General features: G+C 71.7%; 22 protein-coding genes and 7 tRNA genes. 9 read left to right on the top strand and 20 right to left on the bottom strand.

From position 1 onward, the window contains the following. Positions 1-20 precede the first annotated feature (20 nt). From thrS to AC07FV_RS22755, 3 genes are all read right to left on the bottom strand, one after another. The gene (gene thrS / locus AC07FV_RS22765; RefSeq protein WP_479089146.1) at positions 21-1,997 is read right to left on the bottom strand and encodes a threonine--tRNA ligase; all 1,977 of its coding nucleotides are present in this window, start codon (positions 1,995-1,997) and stop codon (positions 21-23) included. Positions 1,998-2,113: 116 nt separating this feature from the next. Further along, the gene (locus tag AC07FV_RS22760) at positions 2,114-3,364 is read right to left on the bottom strand and encodes a hypothetical protein (RefSeq protein WP_479089145.1); all 1,251 of its coding nucleotides are present in this window, start codon (positions 3,362-3,364) and stop codon (positions 2,114-2,116) included. Then, positions 3,361-3,927: a DUF4365 domain-containing protein gene (locus AC07FV_RS22755; protein WP_479089144.1), complete on the bottom strand. Its 567-nt coding sequence runs from the start codon at positions 3,925-3,927 to the stop codon at positions 3,361-3,363. Before AC07FV_RS22755 ends, AC07FV_RS22760 begins: the two co-directional genes overlap by 4 nt. 171 nt (positions 3,928-4,098) lie before the next feature. Here AC07FV_RS22755 and AC07FV_RS22750 point away from each other — a divergent pair, with 171 nt between their 5' ends. Continuing rightward, positions 4,099-4,824, top strand: coding sequence for an exonuclease domain-containing protein (locus AC07FV_RS22750; protein ID WP_479089143.1), 726 nt, complete (start codon positions 4,099-4,101; stop codon positions 4,822-4,824). A 59-nt stretch (positions 4,825-4,883) separates the two neighbouring features. On the opposite strand, the gene AC07FV_RS22745 is transcribed toward AC07FV_RS22750, so the two are convergent. From AC07FV_RS22745 to AC07FV_RS22705, 9 genes are all read right to left on the bottom strand, one after another. Next, a tRNA-Val gene (locus AC07FV_RS22745) sits at positions 4,884-4,955 on the bottom strand. Positions 4,956-4,994: 39 nt separating this feature from the next. After that, complete coding sequence (locus AC07FV_RS22740; protein WP_479089142.1) at positions 4,995-5,441, bottom strand: SRPBCC family protein; 447 nt, start codon at positions 5,439-5,441, stop codon at positions 4,995-4,997. 40 nt (positions 5,442-5,481) lie between these two features. Further along, positions 5,482-8,217 (bottom strand): exo-rhamnogalacturonan lyase family protein, encoded by a 2,736-nt coding sequence (locus tag AC07FV_RS22735; protein WP_479089141.1) that lies wholly within the window; start codon positions 8,215-8,217, stop codon positions 5,482-5,484. A 111-nt stretch (positions 8,218-8,328) separates the two neighbouring features. Beyond that, on the bottom strand, positions 8,329-8,928 hold the full coding sequence (locus tag AC07FV_RS22730; RefSeq protein WP_479089140.1) for a hypothetical protein: 600 nt from the start codon (positions 8,926-8,928) through the stop codon (positions 8,329-8,331). Positions 8,929-8,940: 12 nt separating this feature from the next. Further along, on the bottom strand, positions 8,941-9,831 hold the full coding sequence (locus AC07FV_RS22725; RefSeq protein WP_479089139.1) for a carbohydrate ABC transporter permease: 891 nt from the start codon (positions 9,829-9,831) through the stop codon (positions 8,941-8,943). Further along, the gene (locus AC07FV_RS22720) at positions 9,828-10,829 is read right to left on the bottom strand and encodes a carbohydrate ABC transporter permease (protein WP_479089138.1); all 1,002 of its coding nucleotides are present in this window, start codon (positions 10,827-10,829) and stop codon (positions 9,828-9,830) included. Before AC07FV_RS22720 ends, AC07FV_RS22725 begins: the two co-directional genes overlap by 4 nt. Further along, a complete protein-coding gene (locus AC07FV_RS22715) occupies positions 10,829-12,118 on the bottom strand; it encodes an ABC transporter substrate-binding protein (RefSeq protein WP_479089137.1) in 1,290 nt (429 codons plus the stop codon). Before AC07FV_RS22715 ends, AC07FV_RS22720 begins: the two co-directional genes overlap by 1 nt. Positions 12,119-12,474: 356 nt before the next feature. Then, positions 12,475-12,546 (bottom strand) — tRNA-Val (locus AC07FV_RS22710). A 79-nt stretch (positions 12,547-12,625) separates the two neighbouring features. Continuing rightward, positions 12,626-13,081 (bottom strand): TIGR02611 family protein, encoded by a 456-nt coding sequence (locus AC07FV_RS22705; protein ID WP_479089136.1) that lies wholly within the window; start codon positions 13,079-13,081, stop codon positions 12,626-12,628. Positions 13,082-13,272: 191 nt separating this feature from the next. Between AC07FV_RS22705 and AC07FV_RS22700 the strand changes: the two genes are divergently transcribed. Then, positions 13,273-13,686, top strand: coding sequence for an SsgA family sporulation/cell division regulator (locus AC07FV_RS22700; protein ID WP_004002642.1), 414 nt, complete (start codon positions 13,273-13,275; stop codon positions 13,684-13,686). A gap of 429 nt (positions 13,687-14,115) precedes the next feature. Further along, entirely contained in the window at positions 14,116-14,676 is a 561-nt protein-coding gene (locus AC07FV_RS22695; RefSeq protein ID WP_479089135.1) for a CGNR zinc finger domain-containing protein, read from the top strand. 93 nt (positions 14,677-14,769) lie between these two features. On the opposite strand, the gene AC07FV_RS22690 is transcribed toward AC07FV_RS22695, so the two are convergent. Further along, a complete protein-coding gene (locus tag AC07FV_RS22690) occupies positions 14,770-14,949 on the bottom strand; it encodes a hypothetical protein (protein WP_356605766.1) in 180 nt (59 codons plus the stop codon). 162 nt (positions 14,950-15,111) lie between these two features. Beyond that, positions 15,112-15,564 carry a hypothetical protein gene (locus tag AC07FV_RS22685; protein ID WP_479089134.1) on the bottom strand — a complete coding sequence of 151 codons (453 nt, stop codon included), beginning with the start codon at positions 15,562-15,564 and terminating at the stop codon, positions 15,112-15,114. A gap of 189 nt (positions 15,565-15,753) precedes the next feature. Here AC07FV_RS22685 and AC07FV_RS22680 point away from each other — a divergent pair, with 189 nt between their 5' ends. Next, on the top strand, positions 15,754-16,275 hold the full coding sequence (locus AC07FV_RS22680) for a DsbA family protein (RefSeq protein ID WP_479089133.1): 522 nt from the start codon (positions 15,754-15,756) through the stop codon (positions 16,273-16,275). Between the two features lie 25 nt (positions 16,276-16,300). Here AC07FV_RS22680 and AC07FV_RS22675 read toward each other — a convergent pair whose 3' ends face one another. From AC07FV_RS22675 to AC07FV_RS22665, 3 genes are read right to left on the bottom strand one after another with little or no spacing between them, the layout of a single operon-like run. Next, positions 16,301-17,125, bottom strand: a complete 825-nt coding sequence (locus AC07FV_RS22675) for a GNAT family N-acetyltransferase (protein ID WP_479089132.1) — start codon at positions 17,123-17,125, stop codon at positions 16,301-16,303. Positions 17,126-17,175: 50 nt separating this feature from the next. Continuing rightward, positions 17,176-17,997 carry an aminotransferase class IV gene (locus AC07FV_RS22670; RefSeq protein WP_479089131.1) on the bottom strand — a complete coding sequence of 274 codons (822 nt, stop codon included), beginning with the start codon at positions 17,995-17,997 and terminating at the stop codon, positions 17,176-17,178. Beyond that, entirely contained in the window at positions 17,994-19,046 is a 1,053-nt protein-coding gene (locus AC07FV_RS22665; RefSeq protein WP_479089130.1) for a chorismate-binding protein, read from the bottom strand. Before AC07FV_RS22665 ends, AC07FV_RS22670 begins: the two co-directional genes overlap by 4 nt. 177 nt (positions 19,047-19,223) lie before the next feature. On the opposite strand from AC07FV_RS22665, the gene AC07FV_RS22660 reads away from it, so the two are divergent. The 5 genes from AC07FV_RS22660 (at position 19,224) to AC07FV_RS22640 (ending at position 19,688) form a co-directional block, all read left to right on the top strand. Continuing rightward, a tRNA-Gly gene (locus tag AC07FV_RS22660) sits at positions 19,224-19,296 on the top strand. Between the two features lie 38 nt (positions 19,297-19,334). Continuing rightward, a tRNA-Cys gene (locus AC07FV_RS22655) sits at positions 19,335-19,408 on the top strand. A gap of 1 nt (position 19,409) precedes the next feature. Continuing rightward, positions 19,410-19,481, top strand: a tRNA-Val gene (locus AC07FV_RS22650). 50 nt (positions 19,482-19,531) lie between these two features. Beyond that, positions 19,532-19,603, top strand: a tRNA-Val gene (locus AC07FV_RS22645). Between the two features lie 13 nt (positions 19,604-19,616). Then, positions 19,617-19,688, top strand: a tRNA-Val gene (locus tag AC07FV_RS22640). A 64-nt stretch (positions 19,689-19,752) separates the two neighbouring features. Here AC07FV_RS22640 and AC07FV_RS22635 read toward each other — a convergent pair. The 3 genes from AC07FV_RS22635 to AC07FV_RS22625 all read right to left on the bottom strand — a co-directional run bounded on the left by AC07FV_RS22635 (position 19,753) and on the right by AC07FV_RS22625 (position 21,681). Continuing rightward, positions 19,753-20,040, bottom strand: a complete 288-nt coding sequence (locus tag AC07FV_RS22635) for a TFIIB-type zinc ribbon-containing protein (protein WP_479089129.1) — start codon at positions 20,038-20,040, stop codon at positions 19,753-19,755. A gap of 101 nt (positions 20,041-20,141) precedes the next feature. Continuing rightward, positions 20,142-21,179, bottom strand: coding sequence for a phosphotransferase family protein (locus AC07FV_RS22630; protein ID WP_479089128.1), 1,038 nt, complete (start codon positions 21,177-21,179; stop codon positions 20,142-20,144). Positions 21,180-21,498: 319 nt separating this feature from the next. Beyond that, complete coding sequence (locus AC07FV_RS22625) at positions 21,499-21,681, bottom strand: hypothetical protein (RefSeq protein WP_053128126.1); 183 nt, start codon at positions 21,679-21,681, stop codon at positions 21,499-21,501. Positions 21,682-21,805 lie beyond the last annotated feature (124 nt).

The raw sequence follows: 21,805 nt of genomic DNA, 5'->3' as shown, positions 1-21,805 counted from the left end.
TGATCGCGGCGGACCCGCGATCAGACCTGCGCCCGCTCCTCGACGACCTTCGCGATCTTCGCGAGGGCCTCCTCGACGGGGATGCCGTTCTCCTGGGAACCGTCGCGGTAGCGGAAGGAGACGGCGTCGTTCGCCATGTCCTCGTCGCCCGCGATGACCATGAAGGGCACCTTCTGCTTCTGGGCGTTGCGGATCTTCTTCTGCATCCGGTCGGACGAGGAGTCGACCTCGACGCGCAGCCCCTGCCTGCGGGCCGCCGCGGCGAACTTCTCCAGGTGCTCGACGTGCGCGTCGCCGATCGGGATGCCGACCGCCTGTACCGGCGCGAGCCACGCCGGGAACGCGCCCGCGTAGTGCTCCAGGAGCACCGCGAAGAAGCGCTCGATGGAGCCGAACAGCGCGCGGTGGATCATCACGGGCCGGGTCTTGGTGCCGTCGGCGGCCGTGTACTCCAGGTCGAAGCGCTCCGGCAGGTTGAAGTCGAGCTGGATGGTCGACATCTGCCAGGTGCGCCCGATGGCGTCCTTGGTCTGCACCGAGATCTTCGGGCCGTAGAAGGCGGCGCCGCCCGGGTCCGGGACCAGGGGCAGGCCCTGCTTCTCGGCGACCTGGCGCAGCGTCTCGGTGGCCTCTTCCCAGGCCTCGTCGGAGCCGACGAACTTCTCCGGGTCCTTGGTGGACAGCTCCAGGTAGAAGTCGGTCAGGCCGTAGTCCCGCAGCAGGTTCAGGACGAAGGTGAGCGTCTTGTCGAGCTCCTCCGACATCTGCTCGCGGGTGCAGTAGATGTGCGCGTCGTCCTGGGTGAAGCCGCGGGCCCGGGTGAGGCCGTGCACGACGCCCGACTTCTCGTACCGGTACACGGTCCCGAACTCGAAGAGGCGCAGCGGCAGTTCACGGTAGGAACGCCCGCGCGCGTCGAAGATCAGGTTGTGCATCGGGCAGTTCATGGGCTTCAGGTAGTAGTCCACGCCCTCGTCGAGCTGCATGGGCGGGTACATGCCGTCGGCGTACCAGTCCAGGTGGCCCGAGGTCTCGAAGAGCTTCCCCTTCGTCGCGTGCGGGGTGTAGACGAACTCGTAGCCCTCCTCCTCGTGGCGGCGGCGCGAGTAGTCCTCCATGACCCGGCGGATGATGCCGCCCTTGGGGTGGAAGACCGCCAGGCCCGAGCCGATCTGCTCGGGGATCGAGAAGAGGTCCAGTTCGCTGCCGAGCCTGCGGTGGTCGCGCTTCTCGGCCTCGGCGAGGAACTCCAGGTGCGCCTTCAGCTCGTCCTTGGTCGGCCAGGCGGTGCCGTAGATGCGCTGGAGCATCGGGTTCTTCTCGCTGCCGCGCCAGTAGGCGGCGGCGTTGCGCATGAGCTTGAACGCCGGGATGTTCCGGGTGGTGGGCAGGTGGGGGCCTCGGCAGAGGTCCTTCCAGCACAGGTCGCCGGTCTTGGCGTCAAGGTTGTCGTAGATCGTCAGCTCGCCGGCGCCGACCTCGACGTCCGCGCCGTCGTCGTGCGACGCGGAGCCCTTGAGGCCGATCAGCTCCAGCTTGTACGGCTCGTCGGCGAGCTCCTCGCGGGCCTCGTCGTCGGTCACGACGCGGCGCGAGAAGCGCTGGCCGCGCTTCTGGATCTCCTGCATCTTCTTCTCGATGGCCTTGAGGTCATCGGGGTGGAAGGGCTTCTCGACGTCGAAGTCGTAGTAGAAGCCGTCCTTGACCGGCGGGCCGATGCCCAGCTTGGCCTCGGGGAACAGCTCCTGCACGGCCTGCGCCATGACGTGCGCGGTGGAGTGGCGCAGGATGTTCAGGCCGTCCTCGGAGGAGATCTCGACGCCCTCGACGGTCTCGCCGTCCCGGACCTCGTATGCGAGGTCCTTCAGCTCGCCGGCCACGCGCGCGGCGATGATCGAGCGCTGGCCCGCGAAGAGCTCGGCGGCCGTGGTGCCCGTCGTCACCACGCGTTCTTCCCGCTCGGAATCGCGTTGGATGATCACACGGACGTCTGACACCGGTCTCTCCTGACTGAAGGGGGGCCGCGGCGCCATACCGGAGCGCACGCGTGAGGGCGATCGTACCGACCCGGACCCGTGCATCGCGAAATCATTCCCGCCGCCGCACCCGGTGGTCAGTCCGCGCAGTCCCCTCCGCAGGTCTCCTCGAAGAAGGCCGCCACCTCGACGTGCTCCTGCACGGCCTTGAGGAGCCGGTCCCGTTCCGCGTCGTCGACCGGCACGGGGGTGATCTCGCAGGCGCCGGTGAGGCGGCGGAACCCGCCCCGGCTCTCCAGCCGGCCCAGCACCCGCACCGGCAGCCCGACCAGGTGGGCGTGCCCGGCGATCCGGTAGGCCTCCTCGTCGAGCGTGATCCGCACGTGCGGGACGTCCGCCCCGGCCAGTACGCGCAGCCGTACGGTGCCCGCGCCGCGCGGCCCGGGCCGGCGCATCCGGACGACGGTGCCGGTGACGCGCACCGGCACGGAGGGCTCCGCGCGCAGGTAGCGGGCGGCGGCCTCGCGCAGGGCGGGCAGGTCGCCGGGCGAGAACTCGACGGGCTCGGAGAGTGCGGAGCAGCCTTCGGGGACCCCGGCGGCCGGTGCCCAGTCGACGGCGACGCGGGCGCCCTCCGTGCCCCGGATCAGCGCGACGAGCGCCTCGGTCAGTTCGTGGCTGACGCCCGCCGCCACCGCGGCGTCGAAGGCCTCCGTGCCACCGGTGGCGCGCCGGTAGTCGACGGCCTCGCGGGCGGCGTACAGGGCGTGATGGAGGCGTACGGCGAGAGGGCGGCCGGTGGTGACGGGCACGAACGCGGTGAGCCGGCGGCCGCCGGGGGCGGGGCCGACCAGGACGCTCTCCAGGGCCTCGGTCGCGGCGCGCCGGTGCCGGGCGCCGTAGTAGCCCGCCCGTGCGCGCGTGGCGAGCGCTCCGGCGAGCAGCATCCGGCGGGCCGCGGAGCGCAGCCGCTCCTCCGCGGCCCACGAGGTGGCGTCACCGGGTCCGGCCGGCACGTCGCGCCCCCAGCGGATCTCGTCGCTGGGCACGGAGAGGGAGAGGAGGATCTCGCGGGCGGCGGGTGTGCCGCTGCGGGTCAGGGCGAGCAGCGCCTCGCCCAGCAGGTCGTCGCTGTCGGGGAAGGCGCGGCTGACCGGCACCAGCAGGCTGGTGGCCCCGGCGCCCGGTCCGGGCGGGGTCCAGCGGCCGTAGCGGCCCAGGGGGCCGCCGCGACGCCGCCAGCCGTGCCGGTGGAGCAGGGCGGCCAGCACGGCCGGGTCCACCGCGGCGGGGTCCGGCGTGTGGTCGTCCCGGCCGCTGTCGCCGGCGGCGTGGTCGGGGTGCGGTCGGAGGGGCCGCAGCGGTTCACCGGTCGGGCGGTGCGTCATGGTTTCCCTCCCGTCCCGACCCGCGTCATGATCTCGCACAGCGCCCGGTCGTCGAAGACCCGCGCGGTCGGTATCCGCACGGTGGTGCGCCGCCGGCCGGTGACCGGATGTCCGGCGAGGTTGGTCCAGTAGCAGCAGTGCCTGAGGTCGAGCCGGTCGTGGCCGGCGCGCAGCCACTGGTCCCGGGACCGGGGGACGATCATCACGACCAGGATCTTGTGCACGGAGACCGGGGTGCGGGCGAGCTTCGCCAGGTGGTCGTTGTCGAGCGTGAAGGAGAAGAACCGGCCCGGTGGGCCCGGCGGGATCTGGTACGTCGCCTTGAGCTGCACCTTGATGGTGACCTCGTCGTCGACCGTGTGCCCGGGGGCGCTGTGGCTGACGTGCCAGTCGATGCCGTTGTCCGGGAAGGGCTGCGAGAGCGAGCAGCCTGCCGCCGCGGCGACCGCGTGAAGGTAGCCGACCTGCAAGGTCTCCATGCAGGCGGTGGTGGCGAGGGAGCCGCGAGTGGGCGCGATGCGCTCAGGCAGCAGCCCGCCCCGTTCGGGCTGCGCTATGGCCATGACCAACAGCCTTCCAGAACTGGTGCGTCCCCACTGCGGGTCCCTGAACTGCAAAGACCCGTACTCCTGTTGTGTCCTTCCGGCGTACGTCGCAAACAGCCCGGGTATCACCGAACCGGGACAGAAGACGGCGCGTCAGCGGCCGTTGCAGCTGGAGGAGTTGAGTGCCCTATGACTGGCTGGTTCGAGGGGCCCCTGGCCGCCTTCGACACGGAGACCACGGGTGTGGACGTCGAGACCGACCGGATCGTGTCGGCCGCCCTCGTCGTCCAGGACGCCCCGGGCCTCCGGCCCCGGGTGACCCGGTGGCTGGTGAATCCGGGTGTCCCGGTACCGGAGTCGGCGACGGCGGTGCACGGGCTGACGGAGGAGCACCTCCAGCGCCACGGCCGCTGGCCGGCGCCGGTGATGTACGAGATAGCCGAGGCGCTGGCCGAGCAGGCCCGCGCGGGGCGCCCGCTCGTGGTGATGAACGCGCCGTTCGATCTCACGCTGGTGGACCGGGAGTTGCGCCGGCACCGCGCCTCGTCCCTGGGCCGCTGGCTGGAGCGGACGTCCCTGCACGTCCTTGATCCACGCGTGCTCGACAAGCACATGGACCGCTACCGCAAGGGCCGCCGCACCCTCACCGACCTGTGCGCGCACTACGGCGTCGAGCTGGAGGACGCGCACGACGCGGCGGCCGACGCGCAGGCCGCGCTGGAGGTCGTGCGGGCGGTGGGCCGCCGCTTCCCGGGGCGGCTGGAGCGCCTCTCGGTCGCCGAGCTGCACACGCTCCAGGCGGTGTGGCACGCGGGACAGGCGCGAGGGCTCCAGGCGTGGTTCGCGCTCAACGGGACGGAGGAGGCGGTGGACCCGGCCTGGCCGCTGCGTCCGGAGCTGCCGGCGGCGGCGTGAGCGGGCGGAAGCGCGCACGAAGAAGCCGGCCCGTCGTGCGACGGACCGGCTTTTCCCGGTGGGCGATACTGGGTTCGAACCAGTGACCTCTTCGGTGTGAACGAAGCGCTCTCCCACTGAGCTAATCGCCCGGGAACGCACTGAACCATACAGGGCCCGGCACGCTCTCTTCAAACCGCTTCCAGGCGGGCGGCGAGCCCGCGGCGCCCCGCCCGCATCATCAGCCGGTGGTTGGCCCGGAACAGCGGCCGTCCCGGTACGGCGAGGCGGCGCAGCAGCGGCTTGCGCACGACGACCTCCTGGTCGTAGCGGGCGAGGGTGCCGGAGTCCCGCGGGCCGAGCGTCCAGCGCGCCCAGCCCTCCATGTCGCCGCTCATCGCGACCTCCAGCACCCCGGCCTCGGGGTCGCGCCGTCCCTCGCGCAGGGTCGCGGTCAGGTCGTAGGGCAGGAGGGAACGGAAGCGGACGAGGCCGCTGGTGTCGTCGAGCCGGGTGACCTCGCGCACCTGCGGCCACCAGCGGGGGTAGTCCTCGATCCGTTCCAGCTCCCGGTAGACGGCGGGGACGGGCGCGGGCAGGGTCCACAGGCTGCGGAATCGGTAATGGTTCCAGTCCACGTACCGGAGTGTGCCCGTCCGCGCGTCCGTCACGTGCGTGCTACGGCATCCGGTCGCCCAGAAGGGCAAGGTTCTCGATGGCGGCGAGTCCGTAGAGCGCGGTGTCGTTGGTGGAGACCCAGGTCGCCTCGGTGCCCGGTACCAGGGCGGCCGGGCCGCTCAGCTTCTCGGTGGTCCAGGGCGCCGACTCCTTGTAGCCGTCGGAGTCGTAGAACTTCCGCCACGCGCGTGTGGCGAGCGCCTCGTCCCCGGTCCGCACGGCCGCGTAGGCGTCGAGGCGCGAGTGGCCCTGGAAGAGGAGGAGGCTGCCGAAATCGCGGCCGTAGCGGGCCGCCTGTTCGGCCTTGGTGGCGTTGAAGTAGCGGCAGTAGTCGTAGTAAGCCTCGTGGAACTCCGGCATGTCGACGAGGTCGATCAGCTCGGCGCACAGCTCGTTGAGGCCGAAGACGGCCGACAGGTGGGACACCTCGACCTTCGGGGTGTCGGCGACGGCGAACCTGCCCGTGTCGAGGTCGTACAGGCCGCTGCCCTGGACGAAGCCGTTGGGCTGGGCGGCGATGGTCTCCATCGTGGACAGCACGCGCGCGCGTGCCTTCTCCCACTGGGGCCCCCTGCGTTCCCACTCGGTCAGCCACGCCGAGACCAGGCCGCTCCAGTCGGTGCCGAAACCGATCGACAGGGCGTGCCGGTCGGGGGTGTAGGGCTCGGTGCGGATCTTGCGGAGCGGGTCGAGGGCGAGGAAGGTCTCGTCGGAGTCGACGTTGGCCCGCATGAGGTCGCCGACGCGTTCGTCGGCGGTGAGGAAGTAGTAGAAGCGCCGGTAGGTGGTGTTGGCGATGCGCTGCTGCTTGGCGCTGTCCGCGTAGTGCTGGACGCCGTGCCGGGTGCCGAGTCCGGCCCACTCCCCCAGGTGGTAGACGTCGACCTCGCCGGTGTGCCGGGTCATGGCCTCGGCGAAGCGGAAGATGTCGGCGCGGCCCGAGCGCAGGTAGGCGTACCAGAGCCAGAGGTCGGGCGACAGCTCGGAGTTGTCCCAGGCGTAGCCGCCGATGTCGTAGCGCCACTGGTGGCGGGCGGTGTCGTAGGTGTGCATGATGTCGCCGTAGTCCCAGAAGCCGTACCAACGGCGCTGCTCCACCTGGTCCTTGTAGTAGGTGAAGAGGAAGTCGAGGTGGTCCTCGATCCTGGCCTTGGCGGGGGTGGAGCGGTCGGGCTCGGAGTAGAGGCCGGGGCCGAACACCTGGGCCTTGATGAGCTGGGCCGGCGGGGCGGCCAGCTGGGGCAGGACGCGCACGGCCTCGACCTGCCGCGCGAGCCGCTGCGCGCTCGGGGTCGAGGCGTTGGCCCAGAACAGCAGTTCAGAGGTGCGGGCGATGCCGTACGGGGTGCCGAACCCGGGCTCGTAGTCCTCGTAGGTGATGTTGAGGCCCTCGATCTGCTCGGGGAAGGTGTCCTGGCCCAGGCCGTCGTGGTAGAAGCGCAGGTCCATGGGCTGGGCCTCGGGTGACCAGAGCCAGAGGGTGACCTCGGCCGCGTCGGTCCGGGCGTCGCGGATGTCCAGCTGGGCGGGGTGCTTCTCCCAGAAGTCGCGCAGTCCGAAGGAGAGTCCGCCGCTCGTTCCGCCGACGTAGCCGAAGCCGGAGGCGCGCCGCCCGCCGCCGGCGCCGATCCAGCCGTGGCCCTTCCCGGTGCGCTTGCGCAGGGTGAAGCCGTCGGCGGAGAGCTGGGAGAGGGTGTAGTCGCCCCACTCGGGGATGTACTGCAGGCGGGTGGTGACCCGCTGGTCCCAGGTGGCGGGGTCGGGCAGCTTCTCCCCCGCGTACTGCGCCGCCTGGACGGCCGCTCCGGGGTCGCGGCGCAGGCCGGTGACGCCCTTGACGGCCTCGCGCAGCAGGCCGGTGCCCTCGCCGCCGATGCGGATGTGCCGGTCGTAGGACGGGTCGCGCATCGGCACGGTGAAGCGGACGCCGAGGCCGCGGACGAAGTCGCCGCTCGCCTTCCCGGGCTCCTGCTTCCCGTCGAACGTGACGGTGTGCACCATGCGGAAGGAGTCGGCGCCGGCGTAGAAGTAGAGGCGCAGGGAGAAGGGCAGCCTGGCCCGGCGCCCCTTGCGGTGCGTGCCGTCGATGCGGACGACGGCACGGACGGGGCCCTCCTGCTCGACCTTCACCTCGTCGATCGCGCCGTCGAAGCGCTCGTGCGTCACGGTTCCCTGGTCGCCGTCCTCGATCTCCGGCTGGCGCAGCAGCACCAGGCGGCCGTTGCGGGCGATCTCGGTGGAGCCTCTGGTGACCGACTTGACGAGGGTCGATCCGGAGAGGCCGATGCGCGCGGTGATGACGCCGGTCGCTATGTCGATCGTTCCGCCGCGTCGGGTGACGGTGACCTTCTCGGCGGGCTCCGCCGGGGTGCCGGCGGTCAGGGTGAGCGCTCCGTCGCCCGAGCCGACGGCGTGCGCGGTCCACTTGAGGGAGCCGTCCGGCCAGTACGCGAGCGGCCAGGACTGCGCGGGTACGGCCTTGCCGTCCGCGTCCGTGACGGCGAACGTCTGGTCCTCCCGGTAGGTGCCCCGGGGCCAGGGGACGCCGACGGTGGAGCCGGGGGCGGCGCCCAGACCGCCGTCCTCCAGCCAGGTCAGGGTGACGGGGGCGGCCTCGCCGGTCTCGGCGGCCGGGGCGGCCTGGGCGTTGCCCGGGCCCAGGGCCCAGCTGAACTGGCCGGCGGCGCCGGCGACTGCGGCCGCCTTGAGGAGGGACCTGCGGGGGATGGGGGACATGGCCTTTCCTTCCGTTGCGTGCGGGTGCCGGGCATGTCGAGCCGTGAATGTCAGGGGCATGACAGAGAGAGGTGCGGCGCCGGAGCGCCGGACCGTGAACGGGGGACGCCGTCAGCGCCGGCGGTGGCGCTCCTCCACGGCGACGGCCGCCGCGGCGACGGCGCCGAGGACGGCGACCGCCAGCGGGGCGCTGAACCAGGCGGAGCAGACCACCACGGCCAGCCCGCCGACGATCACGAAGGAGCCGGCCGGGTCGAGCACGGTGCGCCGGCCGGCCCGCGCGAGCAGCGACCGCCAGGAGGCGCCGGGCCGCCAGGAGGCCGCCGCGCGCAGCCCCGCCACGGCCGCGCCGATCAGGGCGAGCACCCCGACGGAGCCCACCAGAGGGCCGAGCGGAACGCCCTCGCGCACGGCCCGCACGTCCACCCAGACCACCGCCAGGGCGGCCCACCCGGCGACCCCGACGATCCACCCGCGTCGCAGTGCCGCCCGGAAGTCGGCGGCGAACTCCCGCAGGCCGCCGCGCTCGTGGGCGAGCAGGCGCCCGAGGTGCCGGGACCCGGCCGCGAACGCCGCGGGGTAGCTGACCAGCGGCAGCGAGGCCACCGCGATCCACACGCCGGTGAGCAGGCACTCGGCGAACAGGGCGAACCCCTGGGCGAACCGCGACTCTCCCCGCTCGGTGCGGGCCCGCGCACGCGCCTCGGTCATGATCGGTTCACCTCAGCCCTTCAGCCCGGACGTCGCCATGCCGTCGATCAGATAGCGCTGGAAGGCCAGGAAGAAGGCGAGGACGGGCAGCAGGGCGACGAGGGACATGGCGATCATGCCGCCGTAGTTCGCCAGCCCCTCCTGGTCGACGAACATCTTCAGGCCGAGGGACACGGTGTACTTGCTCGGCTCGTTGAGGTAGATCAGCGGACCCATGAAGTCGTTCCACGCGTTGATGAAGGTGAAGATCGCGCTGGTGATCAGCGCCGGGCGGCACAGCGGGAGCACGATCGACCAGTAGATGCGGAAGTGCCCGCAGCCGTCGAGCCGCGCCGCCTCGTCCAGCTCGCGGGGCAGGTTCCGCATGAACTGCACCATGAGGAAGACGAAGAACGCCTCCGTGGCCAGGTACTTCCCCAGCAGCAACGGGGTGTACGTGTTGATCATGTCCAGGTTGCGGAACAGCACGTACTGCGGGATCAGCAGCACGTGGTACGGCAGCAGCAGCGTGCCGATCATCAGCGTGAAGAGCAGGTTGCGGCCCGCGAACCTGATCCTGGCGAAGGCGTACGCCGTCAGCGAGCAGGACACCACGATCCCGATGACCGACCCCACGGCGAGGAAGAGCGAGTTGAGGAAGAAGGTGGAGATCGAGATGTCGGCGATGCCGTCGGCCAGGCTCGTGTAGTTGGAGACGATCGGGTCGGCCGGGAAGAGGTCCAGGCTGCCGACGATGTCCCCGCTCTCCTTGAAGGAGCCGCCGACGACCCAGACCACCGGGTAGAGGATCACCGCCAGGATCGCCAGGGACCCGACGTGCCAGGCGAGCGAGCCCGGCAGCCTGCGCCGCAGGGCGCCCTTCGCGGACGGGGCCGGTGTGACGTCGGTGGCCTGCGCGCTCATCGGCCGCCCTCCTCGTAGTGCACCCAGCGCTTCTGGGACCAGAACAGCACCGCGGTGACCAGGGCGACCGCGACCAGCAGCATCCACGCCATGGCGGAGGCCAGGCCCATGCGGCTGTTCTCGAAGCCCTGGACGTACAGATAGCAGGTGTAGACCATGGAACCGTCGGCCGGACCGCAGGCGTTGCCCCCGGCCCCGCCACCGACGATGTAGGCGGAGCTGAAGATCTGGAAGGAGTGGATGGTCTCCAGCAGCACGTTGAAGAAGAGCACCGGGGAGATCATCGGCAGTGTGATGTTCCAGAACTGCCGCAGCCGGCTCGCCCCGTCGACGTCGGCCGCCTCGTACAGCTCGCGCGGGACCTGCTTCAGGCCGGCCAGGAAGATGACCATCGGGGCGCCGAACTGCCAGACGGTGAGGGCCACCAGGCTGTAGATGATCAGATCCGGGTCGCCGGTCCAGCCGCCGGCGTCGATCCCGAAGAACTGCTGCGCACGGTCCACGGCCGCGTCGTCCGAGAAGATCGCCTTCCACACGACGGCGACGGACACGCTCGCGCCGATCAGCGACGGTGCGTAGAAGGCGGCCCGGTAGAAGGCCTGTCCGCGCCGCTTCTGCGCCAGCAGCAGCGCCACGCCCAGCGCGGCGACCAGCTTGATCGGCGTGCCGACGACGACGTACCAGAGGGTGACCTGGACCGAGTGGCGCCAGCGCGGGTCGCCGAACATCTCGGAGAAGTTGTCCAGGCCGATCCACTTCGGCGCGTCGAACAGGTTGTAGTCGGTGAAGGCGAAGTAGAGCGAGGCGGCCATCGGTCCCGCCGTCAGCAGCAGGAACCCGGCGATCCACGGGGACATGAAGAGGTAGCCGGCCAGGTTCTCCCGGCGTCGCCGCCGCTTCAGCTCGGCGGGGCGCGGGGGCTTCTCCGGGCCGTGCCGCGGGCCGGGGACCCCGACCCGGCCCTCCCGCACGGGGGCGTGTGTCACGGCGCTTCCCATCAGCCGACGAGAGCCGTCTTCGACTCGGTGAAGAACTGCTTGACGGCGTCCCCGACGGACCGCTCGCCGAGCGCCATCTCCTCGGCGATGCGCAGGAACGCGGCCTCGCAGATGTCGGCGCCGTTCGGGTGCGGGGTGATGTCCTCCAGGACGCCCGCGTCGACGAGGGACTGCTCGTAGGCGGCGATGGCCTTGTTGACCGGGTCGGTCGGGCGGTAGGCGTCGTACTGGGCCTGCGTCGTCGGCACGCCGCGGTCGTACCCCATGATCTTGGCGACCTCGGGATCGTGGACCATGAAGTCGATGAACTGGGCGACTTCCCTGGGGTGCTCGGTGCGCTTGTAGGCGCTCAGCATCAGCGAGCCGAGGTACTGGCCGGTCCTCCTGCCGTCCGTGGTGGGGATCGGCGCGAGACCGTACTCGCTCTTGCCCTCGGAGGTGTAGCGGACGGTGAAGTTGTCCCAGGTGTACTCGCTGCCGGCGAGTTCGGCGGAGAGCGCCGACTTGGGCTTGATCTGGGCGACCTTCTTCGGGTCGGCGAAGAGACCGGACCGCACGTCCTTCTCCGCCTTGCTCCACCACGCGGTCAGATCCGCCTCGGAGAAGCCGAGGCCGTCCTCGGTGAAGAAGGCCTTGCCGTTCTGCCGCAGGTACAGGTCGTAGAGGTACATGACGCCGTACATGCCGCTGTCGCCCGCACGCCCCGTCCGGTCCCGGACCCTGGTCATCGCCTCGTGGAAGTCGTCCCACGTCCAGCCCTGTTCGGGCTTGACCCCGGCGCGGGTGTACACGGGCTTGTCGATGACGAGGGCCATCGAGTTCGAACCGACGGGCACACCGAGGAGTTTGCCGTCGATCTCACCGAACGTCTCCAGGCCCTCGCGGAAGCCGTCCATGGAGAGGTTGCCCGCCTCGACCTGTGCGCTCAGATCGAGCAGGACGTTCTTCGCGTCGTATTTGCGCAGGAACCCGATGGCATTCTGGAAGACGTCCGGTGGATTTCCGCCGGAGGCCTGGGTGTTGAACTTCTTCCAGAAGTCCGGGTACGGCTGAAAGTCGGTCTTGACCTTGATCTTCGGGTATTTCTTCTCGAAGAGGGCGATGGTCTTGTTGATGCGCTGCGCCCGGTCCTCCGCACCCCACCAGGAGTAACGGATCGTCACCGTCCCCCCTCCGGAACCACTGTCGCCGCCGCACGCGGTGGCCGTCGCCCCCAGCCCCGCGACGGCCAGCGAGGCGCCCGCCGCCTTGAGGATCGTCCGCCTCTCCATCTTGCTCCCCTGCTGCATATGAGCCTCCCCGCGACGTGGCGTCCGCTGCATGAATCGTTTCAAGTAAGCGCTTGCTGGCACAAGGTACGAAGGTCCCGGGGGCCCGTCAATGAGTCGGACGGTACGGATGTGCGCGGGGCGCAGACCGCGAGGGAGGCCCACCGTCCGCCCACTCGCGGGTGGGCCGGCCGATTCCGCAGGTGGGCGCGGCGTGACCGGTGGGCCGAACGCCGCCCGGCCCACCGGAACCGGCGGGACGGAAGGTCACGGTTGAGTGAAGCGGCCGGACGGAAGCGGTCGGGACGCGCGGCCGCCCGGCACACGACGAAGCGGCCCGGCTCACGATTCGTGAGCCGGGCCGCCTGCTGATCCGGTGGGCGATACTGGGTTCGAACCAGTGACCTCTTCGGTGTGAACGAAGCGCTCTCCCACTGAGCTAATCGCCCGGACGCAGGAAGAACATTACCCCATGTCAGGCAGTGCCCGTGACCAGCGGGGGCCGGGTGACCGCACCCCCGCCGCGGATCACTGGTCCTTGATCTTCCAGGGCATCTGCAGACCGAACTTGTACAGGTAGATCCCGGCCAGCACGGCGATGATCAGCAGACCGACCGAGGTCAGGATGATGTTCCGGCGCCGCACCCGGGGGTCGAGGGCGCGCTGCGCCGCCTCCGTGACCTTGCGCTTGGTCCAGCGCAGGACGAGCTGGGCCCAGACGAACTCGGTCGCCCAGATCGCCATGCCCCCGAAGATCACGACCCAGCCCGGCCCGGGCAGCGGCAGCATGATGATGCCGGCCACCACCACCGCGAGGCCCACGATGAAGACGCCGACCTGCCAGCTCAGGTGCAGGGCGCGGCGCGCTTTGATGAAGTCCGGTGCCCGCGATCCGAGGGCCCGCGCGGCCGCGGCCTCGTCGTCCGTCCCCGTACGGTCCTCCGCCACGGCTGCCTCGCCGGGCTTGTTACTCCCCGTGTTCATACAGCCAAACACTACCGGAGCGAAACCTGTCACCGGAATGGGCGCAGGACCCGAACGACCGCTCGGCCGGAAGAGTTACGTAAACACCCGCAAAACGCTCAGAGGGGTTTACAACGGCACCGTAGGTGGCATGTCGATTTCGCCGACGTGCGAATCCCCGAGCGCACACTGAGCGAAAGGCCCTGGCGCTTATGAACACCACGGTCAGCTGCGAGCTGCACCTGCGCCTCGTTGTGTCGAGCGAGTCCTCCCTGCCTGTCCCCGCAGGCCTGCGGTACGACACGGCCGACCCCTACGCCGTGCACGCCACCTTCCACACCGGAGCCGAGGAGACCGTCGAGTGGGTGTTCGCCCGCGACCTCCTCGCCGAAGGTCTCCACCGTCCCACCGGCACCGGCGACGTCCGTGTCTGGCCGTCGCGCAGTCATGGCCAGGGCGTCGTGTGCATCGCTCTGAGCTCCCCCGAGGGCGAGGCACTGCTGGAGGCCCCGGCGCGGGCCCTGGAGTCCTTCCTGAAGCGCACAGACGCCGCCGTGCCGCCCGGCACGGAACACCGGCACTTCGACCTCGACCAGGAGCTCTCGCACATCCTGGCGGAAAGCTAGGGCGAGGCCCCGTGAAGCCGCCCGTCGCCGTCGACTCGGGGTGACGGCACGGGCCCGGACAACCGCATACGGCACACCCGGCGTCGTCGCCGCGGATCTCCGCGGAGGCGGCGTCGGCGTGTTCCGGCTCCGTACGGCGCCCGGGACGCCCTGGGGCGGGGCGCGAGGTGCCCCACGCCCATCACACGCTCCCCGCTCCCCCGGCGCCTCACAGGGCGCTCTCACGGCTGTGCACGGGAACGAAGACCGGACGGCTCCCGTTGTACGGGCGACCGGCGGGCCGGCGCCGCCGGGGCGCGAGGCCGCGGGCGACGGGCGGGGCCGCCGGTGCCGGGGACCGGAATCGGAGCCGGTTCGCCCGCCGCGGAAGCCACTACCATCGGCCAGCATCGGCGGGCGCCCGCCCGACCCCAGGCCAGGGAGCGAAATGTGCTGATCACCCACGACACCCGGTGCGCCCTCGACACCGTGGTGGATCTGGTGAACACCGTGCCGGAGGACGATACGGCGCCGGACGGGCTGCCGGATGTCGCGGCCCTCCAGGAGTTTGTGGGAACGCACGAAATCAGCGACGTCGGTGTGCTCTCGGCGCTCGACCTCTCGGCGGTGCGCCAGGTCCGCGGCCGGTTCGCGGCGGTCTTCGCGGCCCCCGAGGCCCGTACCGCGGCGGGGCTGATCAACGATCTGGTCGCCGCCGCGGGGACCACGCCCCGGCTCACCGACCACGACGGGTACGACTGGCACATCCACTACTTCGCCCCCGGCGCCTCCGTCGCCGACCACCTGGCCGCCGACTGCGGAATGGCACTGGCCTTCTTCGTGGTCGCGGGGGAGCAGGAGCGGTTGCGGCGGTGCGAGGCCCCGGACTGCCGGCGCGCCTTCGTCGACCTCTCGCGGAACCGCTCCCGGCGGTACTGCGACAGCCGTACCTGCGGAAACCGGCTGCACGTGGCCGCGTACCGGGCACGGCGCAAGGAGGCCGCCGGCTGACGTCGCCCCGGGCCTGCCCCGGCGTCGGCACCGGGTGGTGTCCGGACGGCGACGCGGTCCCCGGCGGGTGGCGCCGGGGAACGCGGGTACGGCTCACAGCAACAGCAGATCGTGCAACGCGGCCATGAGCAGCAGACACCCGATCACCGCAAGGAAGATCATGAGCGGTGGCTGGGAAAGGGCGAAGAGGCAGCCGCGCGGTTCACTCTGCGTGGGCGCGGTTTCGCTCTGTCTCGTGTCCAGCTGGGGGTCCAGCTGAGTGGTGTCCGGCATCTCGCCGCGATGATGACGCAGTGCACGGGGCCCACGCGATCAACACGCCAGCAAGGACCGGGAGTTCGTTGAATCAGCAAGGTCGGTGGCGGAACGTGATCATTCCGGAGCACGCCTTGACGACCTCGGACCGCTGTGTCGTTTCAGTGGCGGCGGACCGTGTCAGATGCCGTGCTTCTTCAGGATGGCTTCGATGTCGCTGAAGTCCTCGTCACCCCGGGGCGCGGCCGCCGGCCGGGAGGGTGCGGGCCGGGTGGCCTGGCGGGTACCGGGTCCGAGGGACGGTTCCGAGGCCGCCGGGGCGACCGCGTCGCGCCGTGCCGCGGCCCGGGCCTCCTTGCGTTCCTTGCGGGTGCCACCACGGCGGCGCTCCACCGCGCGCGTGGTCATGAAGAGCACCCAGGAGACGCCCAGCACTCCGAAGCCCGCCCAGGCCACCGGGCTGAAGGCCGTGTCGGCCAGCCACTCGACGACACCGGTCATCACCAGGCCGACCGGGACCAGCGCGTAGGCGGCGATGCGGGTCGCGGTGAGGAAGCGCCTGCGGTACGCGGTGACCGCCGCGATGCCCAGGCCCGCCGCGGACACCGCGGAGCAGACGGTCTCGGCAATCATCCGGTCCTCCAGGCTGGGCTCGGTCGGGCACGAGTGCTTCGTCCCTTCCATCCTGCACCGTCCGGGCACCGTCGGGCCATGTTCCGGCCGGAGATCAGGGAGATCTCGGGGGTCGGCTCCTCCCCAGGTGCCGGTGAGCGGCGTCCCGCGGTGGCCGGGCGCCCTCCCGTGGGCTGGGAGAATGGGGCCATGAGCGACCTCTCCCCCGACCGTCCCGCCGCGCCCGTCCTCGACGTCTGGTGCGAGCTCCAGTGCCCGGACTGCCGCACCGCGCTGGAGGACCTCCGCGCCCTGCGCGCCCGCTACGGCGACCGCCTGGAGCTGCGGCTGCGGCACTTCCCCCTGGAGAAGCACAAGCACTCCTTCGCCGCCGCACAGGCCGCCGAGGAGGCCGTGGCCCAGGGGCAGGGGTGGCCGTACGCGGAGGCCGTGCTGGACCGGGTGGCGGAGCTGGACCGCAAGGGTGAGCTCTTCCTGGTCGAGGTGGCCCGGGAGCTGGGGCTGGACGCCGAGGAGTTCGACACGGCGCTGATCGACGGCCGGCACATCCTGATCGTCGACGCCGATCAGGCCGAGGGCAAGGCCATCGGCGTGACCGGCACCCCCACATACGTGATCGGCGGCGAGCGCCTCGACGGCGGCAGGAGCCAGGAGGGGCTGCGCGAGCGCGTCGAGGAGATCGCGGACCGGCTGCTGGCCGAACACAGCTGATTCGGGGCCCCGGCCCGTGCCGCCCCTAGAGCAGCGGTTTGTAGAAGCCGTACCGCGTGGTCGTGTAGCCGAGCGACTCGTACAGCCGCTCGGCCGGGGTGTTCCCGGCGAAGACGTTGAGGCCGATCAGCGGCCGTCCGGCGGTGATCGCCTGCGCCTCGGCCAGCAGCATCAGCGTGCGGCCGTGCCCCCGGCCCCGATGGGCCGCGTCGGCCTCGACGTCGAAGACGTAGGCCCGGTCCTCCTGAAGCGCCAGCCACAGGACCCCGACCCGCACGCCCTCCCGTTCCAACACGCTGAACAGCATGTTCTCGGTGTCCAGCCCGTGCGGCAGGAGCAGCTCGTGGTCGCGGCGCGCCTTCGCGTGCGCCTCGGCCTCGGGGAGCCCCCGCTCGATCCAGGTACGGGCGTACTCCTGTGACTCGTAGGCCTTCCAGGCGGCGAACTCGTCCCGGGTCATGGGCCGTGCGACGCTGCCCGCGGGCAGGGCGGGCGGGGTCTCGCCGAGCGGCTTGGTCATGCCGCGGCTGCGCGGGACGTAGCCGAGTGCCCGCGCGAGGCCCAGTCCGGCCTCGGCGTCGCCGGCGACGTGCGCCTCGATCTGCCGGCAGCCCCAGCCCCGCGCGACCTCCTCGGCCGCGAGCGCGGCGACCGTGCCCCGGCCGCGCCGGCGGTCCGGTGCGTCGATACGCAGCTCGTGGATGACGGCGACCGAGTCGCCGAGGGAGGGCGAGGTGCCGAGGTGTATCGCGCCGACGGGACGGCTGTTCACACAGACCTGGTAGTGGCGTGAACGTGTCCCGTCGGCGGCGCGCTGAAGCGGCTCGGTCGGCCGCAGGGTGGTGGTCATCACGGGTGTTCTACCCGCCGGGGACCGGAAGGGCAGCCGATTATCCGCGCTCAGGGATCCAGGTCGTCCCCGGACCGCTCCTCGAAGATCCGCATCGCCTTCGCGGTCACCGGTCCCGGGGCGCCCGGGAGTTCGCGGTCGTCCACGCGGTGCACGGCCTGGACGTCCCGCAGGGTGGAGGTCAGGAAGACCTCGTCGGCGCGGGCCAGGACGTCCAGCGGGAGGTCGGTCTCGCGGGCGCCGGTCCACTCGACGGCCAGGGCGCGGGTGATGCCGGCGAGGCAGCCGGAGGCGACGGGCGGGGTGTGGATCTCGCCGTCGAGGACCACGAAGACGTTGGACCCGGTGCCCTCGCAGAGCTGCCCGACCGTGTTGCCGAACAGTGCCTCCGAAGCCCCTCGTTCGCGGGCGCGGGCGAGGGCGACGACGTTCTCGGCGTAGGAGGTGGTCTTCAGGCCGGTGAGCGCGCCGCGTTCGTTGCGGGTCCAGGGCACCGTGACGACGGCCGTGGAGTCGGGTCGGCGACCGGTCTCGCCGAGGGCGACGACGAGGGTCGGGCCGTGTTCGCCGCGGTCGGAGCCGAGCGGGCCGTGACCGCCGGTGTAGGTGACGCGGAGCCGGCCCAGGGGCATCGGGTTGGCCCCGATGACGGCCGCGCAGGCGCGGCGGACCTCGTCGAGGTCGGGATCGGGCAGCCCCAGGCCGTGTGCCGAACGGGTCAGCCGGTCGAGGTGCCGGGTCAGCGCGAACGGCCTGCCGTCCACCACCTTCACCGTCTCGAAGATGCCGTCGCCCACGGTCAGCCCGTGGTCGAAGACGGAGACGCGGGCGGAACCGGTGTCCCGCAGCCCTCCGTCGAGCCAGATCTTCACGTCTGTACCGCCTCTCCGCTTCCGATCACCTCGTACGCCCCCGACGCTACCGCGAGCAGCCGGGACGCCTTCAGCTCCGTCTCCCGCCACTCCCCCTCGGGGTCGGACCCCCAGGTGATGCCGGCGCCGGTGCCGAAGCGCAGCAGTCCCGCGGACCGGTCGATCCAGAAGGTGCGGATGCCGACGGCCAGCTCCGCGGTGCCCCGGTCGGCGTCGACCCAGCCGATGCCCCCGCAGTACGGGCCCCGGGGCGCGCTCTCCAGCGCGTCGATGATCCGCAGGGCGCTCGACTTGGGCGCGCCGGTGACGGACCCGGGCGGGAAGGTGGCGTCGAGCAGTTCCGGCCAGCCGGCTCCCGCGCGCAGTTCGCCGCGCACCGTCGACACGAGGTGCACGAGTCCCGGATGCTTCTCCACGGCGCACAGGTCGGGCACCGTCACACTGCCCGTGGCGCAGACCCGCCCGATGTCGTTGCGGACCAGGTCCACGATCATCACGTTCTCGGCGTAGTCCTTCTCCAGCAGGTCGGCCTCGGTCCGTCCGGTCCCCTTGATCGGCCCGGACTCGACGACCCGGCCGTCGCGGCGCAGGAACAGCTCGGGGGACGCGGTGGCGATCTCGACGCCGTGCCCGGGCAGCCGGATCGTCCCGGCGTACGGCGCCGGGTTGCCGCGGGCCAGCAGGGCGGTGAGGGCGTCCACGTCGGCGTCCGGGGCGACGGGCGCCGAGAGCACCCGGCAGAGGTTGGCCTGGTAGACCTCGCCGGCGGCTATGTGGGCGCGGATGCGCCGCACGGCCGCCGTGTACGCGGCGCGGTCGAGGGAGGACGTCCAGTCACCGACGGCCGGCCCCCGCCACCCGCCCGGCACCGGCGCCGGCACCGCCACCGTCCGTACGTCCGCGAAGCGGGCGCAGGTCAGACGGCCCTCGAAGTCCGCGCACACGGCCCAGAAGCCCTCGGACTCCAGGGCCGCGGGATCGCTCGTGACGTCGAGGAGACCGGTGGCGAGGCGGTCGCCGAAGCGGGCGAGGGGAAGCAGGTCGAGCACGTGACCGAGTCTAGGCCGGTGTCCCCGAGGTGACCCGAACGTGTCGTTCCAGGTGCCCTGACCAGGGGCGCGAGCGTGCGCACCGCAGCACGCTGCACAAACGCGTTTTTGTGCTGGCTCCGGAATCCGCTAGAGTTCATCACGTCGCCGGGACGCGCAAGCGCACCGAACCGACAGGCGGACGTAGCTCAGTTGGTAGAGCGCAACCTTGCCAAGGTTGAGGTCGCGAGTTCGAACCTCGTCGTCCGCTCGCAGGAACAGGGGGCCTCCCGGGTCCCCTACACTCCTGGTGGAGTGGCCGAGAGGCGAGGCAACGGCCTGCAAAGCCGTCTACACGGGTTCAAATCCCGTCTCCACCTCCAAGGACGATTAGCTCAGCGGGAGAGCGCTTCCCTGACACGGAAGAGGTCACTGGTTCAATCCCAGTATCGTCCACTGGATCTTCGAGCCCTCGATCTCCGGATCTTGGTTCTCTCGGGTCCCCCGCGCGATTAGCTCAGCGGGAGAGCGCTTCCCTGACACGGAAGAGGTCACTGGTTCAATCCCAGTATCGCGCACGCAGCACTCCCAGGACGATTAGCTCAGCGGGAGAGCGCTTCCCTGACACGGAAGAGGTCACTGGTTCAATCCCAGTATCGTCCACACCCACCGAAGCCCCCGGCCGTCTCGTACGGCCGGGGGCTTCGTCGTGTCCTTGGCCGGGTGGTCAGCTGGAGAAGAGCATGCGGCCGAAGCTCTTCTGGCGGTGGTGACCGTGGTGGCCGTGGTGCCCGCCGTGGGGGGCACCCCAGGCGGGAGCCGGGGCGGCCGGGTAGGCCTGCGGGGCCGCCGGCGGGGGCGGCGGAGCGGGCTGGGACCACTGCGCCTCCAGGCGGGTCAGCGACTCCAGCTCGCCGTAGTCGAGGAAGATGCCTCGGCAGCCGCTGCACTGCTCGATCTGAACGCCGTTGCGGTTGTAGGTGTGCATCGGTGCGTGGCACTTGGGGCACTGCATGGTCGGCTCAACTCCTCGCCGGTCGGTCCTGATTCGCGTATCGCCAGGACAGACTCTGTCCGGCCGCGGGTCGGTTGCACCCTACGTCGCGCGAATTCGCCTCAACCGCGGGGGGCTCGGGGGCGGTCCGAGGGCATCCGCGCGCAGGCGTCGACCAGCGCCTGCTCCACCTCGTCCGGGGTCCGGCCCGCCGCTGCCGCCTTGGTGAGGGCCCGGGCGGCGGTCTGGACGGTGAGGGCGCGGGCCGGTACGTCCAGTGCGGTCCAGGGGTCCGCGTGGGACGGGACGGCCGGGCCGCCGGCCGTGCGGTAGGCGGTCAGGAACCGGTGCCAGTCGTCCGGCGGCAGCAGTCCGCAGGCGTACCAGGCCGCCGGTCGGGCCAGGTCCCATGCCGGGACGCCGGTGCCGAGGTCGTCCACGTCGATGAGCAGCCAGGGCCCGTCGGGGGCGGGGTGGCGTACGAGCTGGCCGAGGTGCAGGTCGCCGTGGCACAGGGTGGTCGTGTCCGGCATGGCGGCCTCCCCGCGGGCCCAGGCGGGGAGGCCCGCCCAGGCGTCCAGCACGGAGGCGGTGGCGGGGTGGTCGGGGGCGGTGGCCCGGAGCCGGGTGACCGCCCGGGCCGCCTTGGCCGGACCGCGCATCGGGGGCAGGGATGCGGGGGCCGGGGAGCGGTGGAGCCGGGCGAGGAGGGTGGCCGCGGCCTCCCACGGCGCCGAGTCCGGGTCCTGCGGGTCGACCGGGGTGCCGTACGGCCAGTAGGTGACGAGCCGCTCGTGCAGGGTGACGGGCGTCGGGCCACCCGGCTGAGCGTCCGCGGCGCGGGGGTCCGCAGCGGTGGGAGGGAGCGGGGGCAGGAGGATGCCGGGGAGTCGGGCGGCGGCGGTGACACGGCGGGCCAGCTCGACGGGGTCGGTGTCCGCCGCGTGCGCCTTGGCGACGGTGCCGGCGTGCCGGACGACGGTGGCGTCGGGGCGGTCGGCGAGCGTGGTCTCGGTGGGGGGTGCGGGCGTGGCCTCCGTGCGGGACGCGGGCGTGGCCCCGGGTCGGTCCGCGGTGCCGCAGGGGCAGGCGGGGGTGCGGGCGTGGGCCGCTTCCCTGGCCCGGGCGGTCAGGGAGGGGAGGAGGGCGTCCGTGGTCACGGGGTGAGGGTACGCAGGGGTTCGGCGCCGTCCGCTCGGAGGCTCTTGTCGCCGGGGGAGGGAGGCATGGCCTCGGCGTCCGCGCGGGGGCCGGGGCGTGCCGGTGCCGTCGGGTCGGGCGCTCCGGGGGGGGAGGACGAGAGCCGCGGCCGGTGCCGGTGCCGGTGCCGTGGTTCCGCGGTCGTGCCGGGGAAGAGCAATGCCGGCGCAGCTCCCCAGCTGCGCCGGCATTCTGCCGTCCGCCGCACCCCCGTCCCCACGGGGTTTCATGGGTGGATGTCCCCGCCCGGACCGCTCTTCCGGGCCTGGGGGTCGCCTTTCAGCGCCCCAGCATCACACCCACGGACGACGCTTGTGTGGCCACTGTCTCCCACCCGTCGAAGACGAGGAGGAGCAGAGCCGCCAGGGGCAGGGCCATGAGCGTCGCCACCACCGGGTGACGCCGCGCCTGACGGCGGTCCTGCCGCGTGCGGACCAGCGTCCGCGGTGCCGTCTGGGCCATGGTCCCTCTCCTGACCGTTCGGTTGTCCTGTGACAGCGGCGGGCGTCCGACCTCGGGGGATGAGTGCTGCACCCGCCGCTTGACCTCAAATCTAGGTGTCCCGCGCCCTCCGGTCGTCATGCCC

The sequence above is a fragment of the Streptomyces sp. NPDC045956 genome (assembly GCF_056430705.1).
Note: the sequence above shows the minus strand (reverse complement) of the source record. Positions and strands in the feature narration are given on the sequence as shown.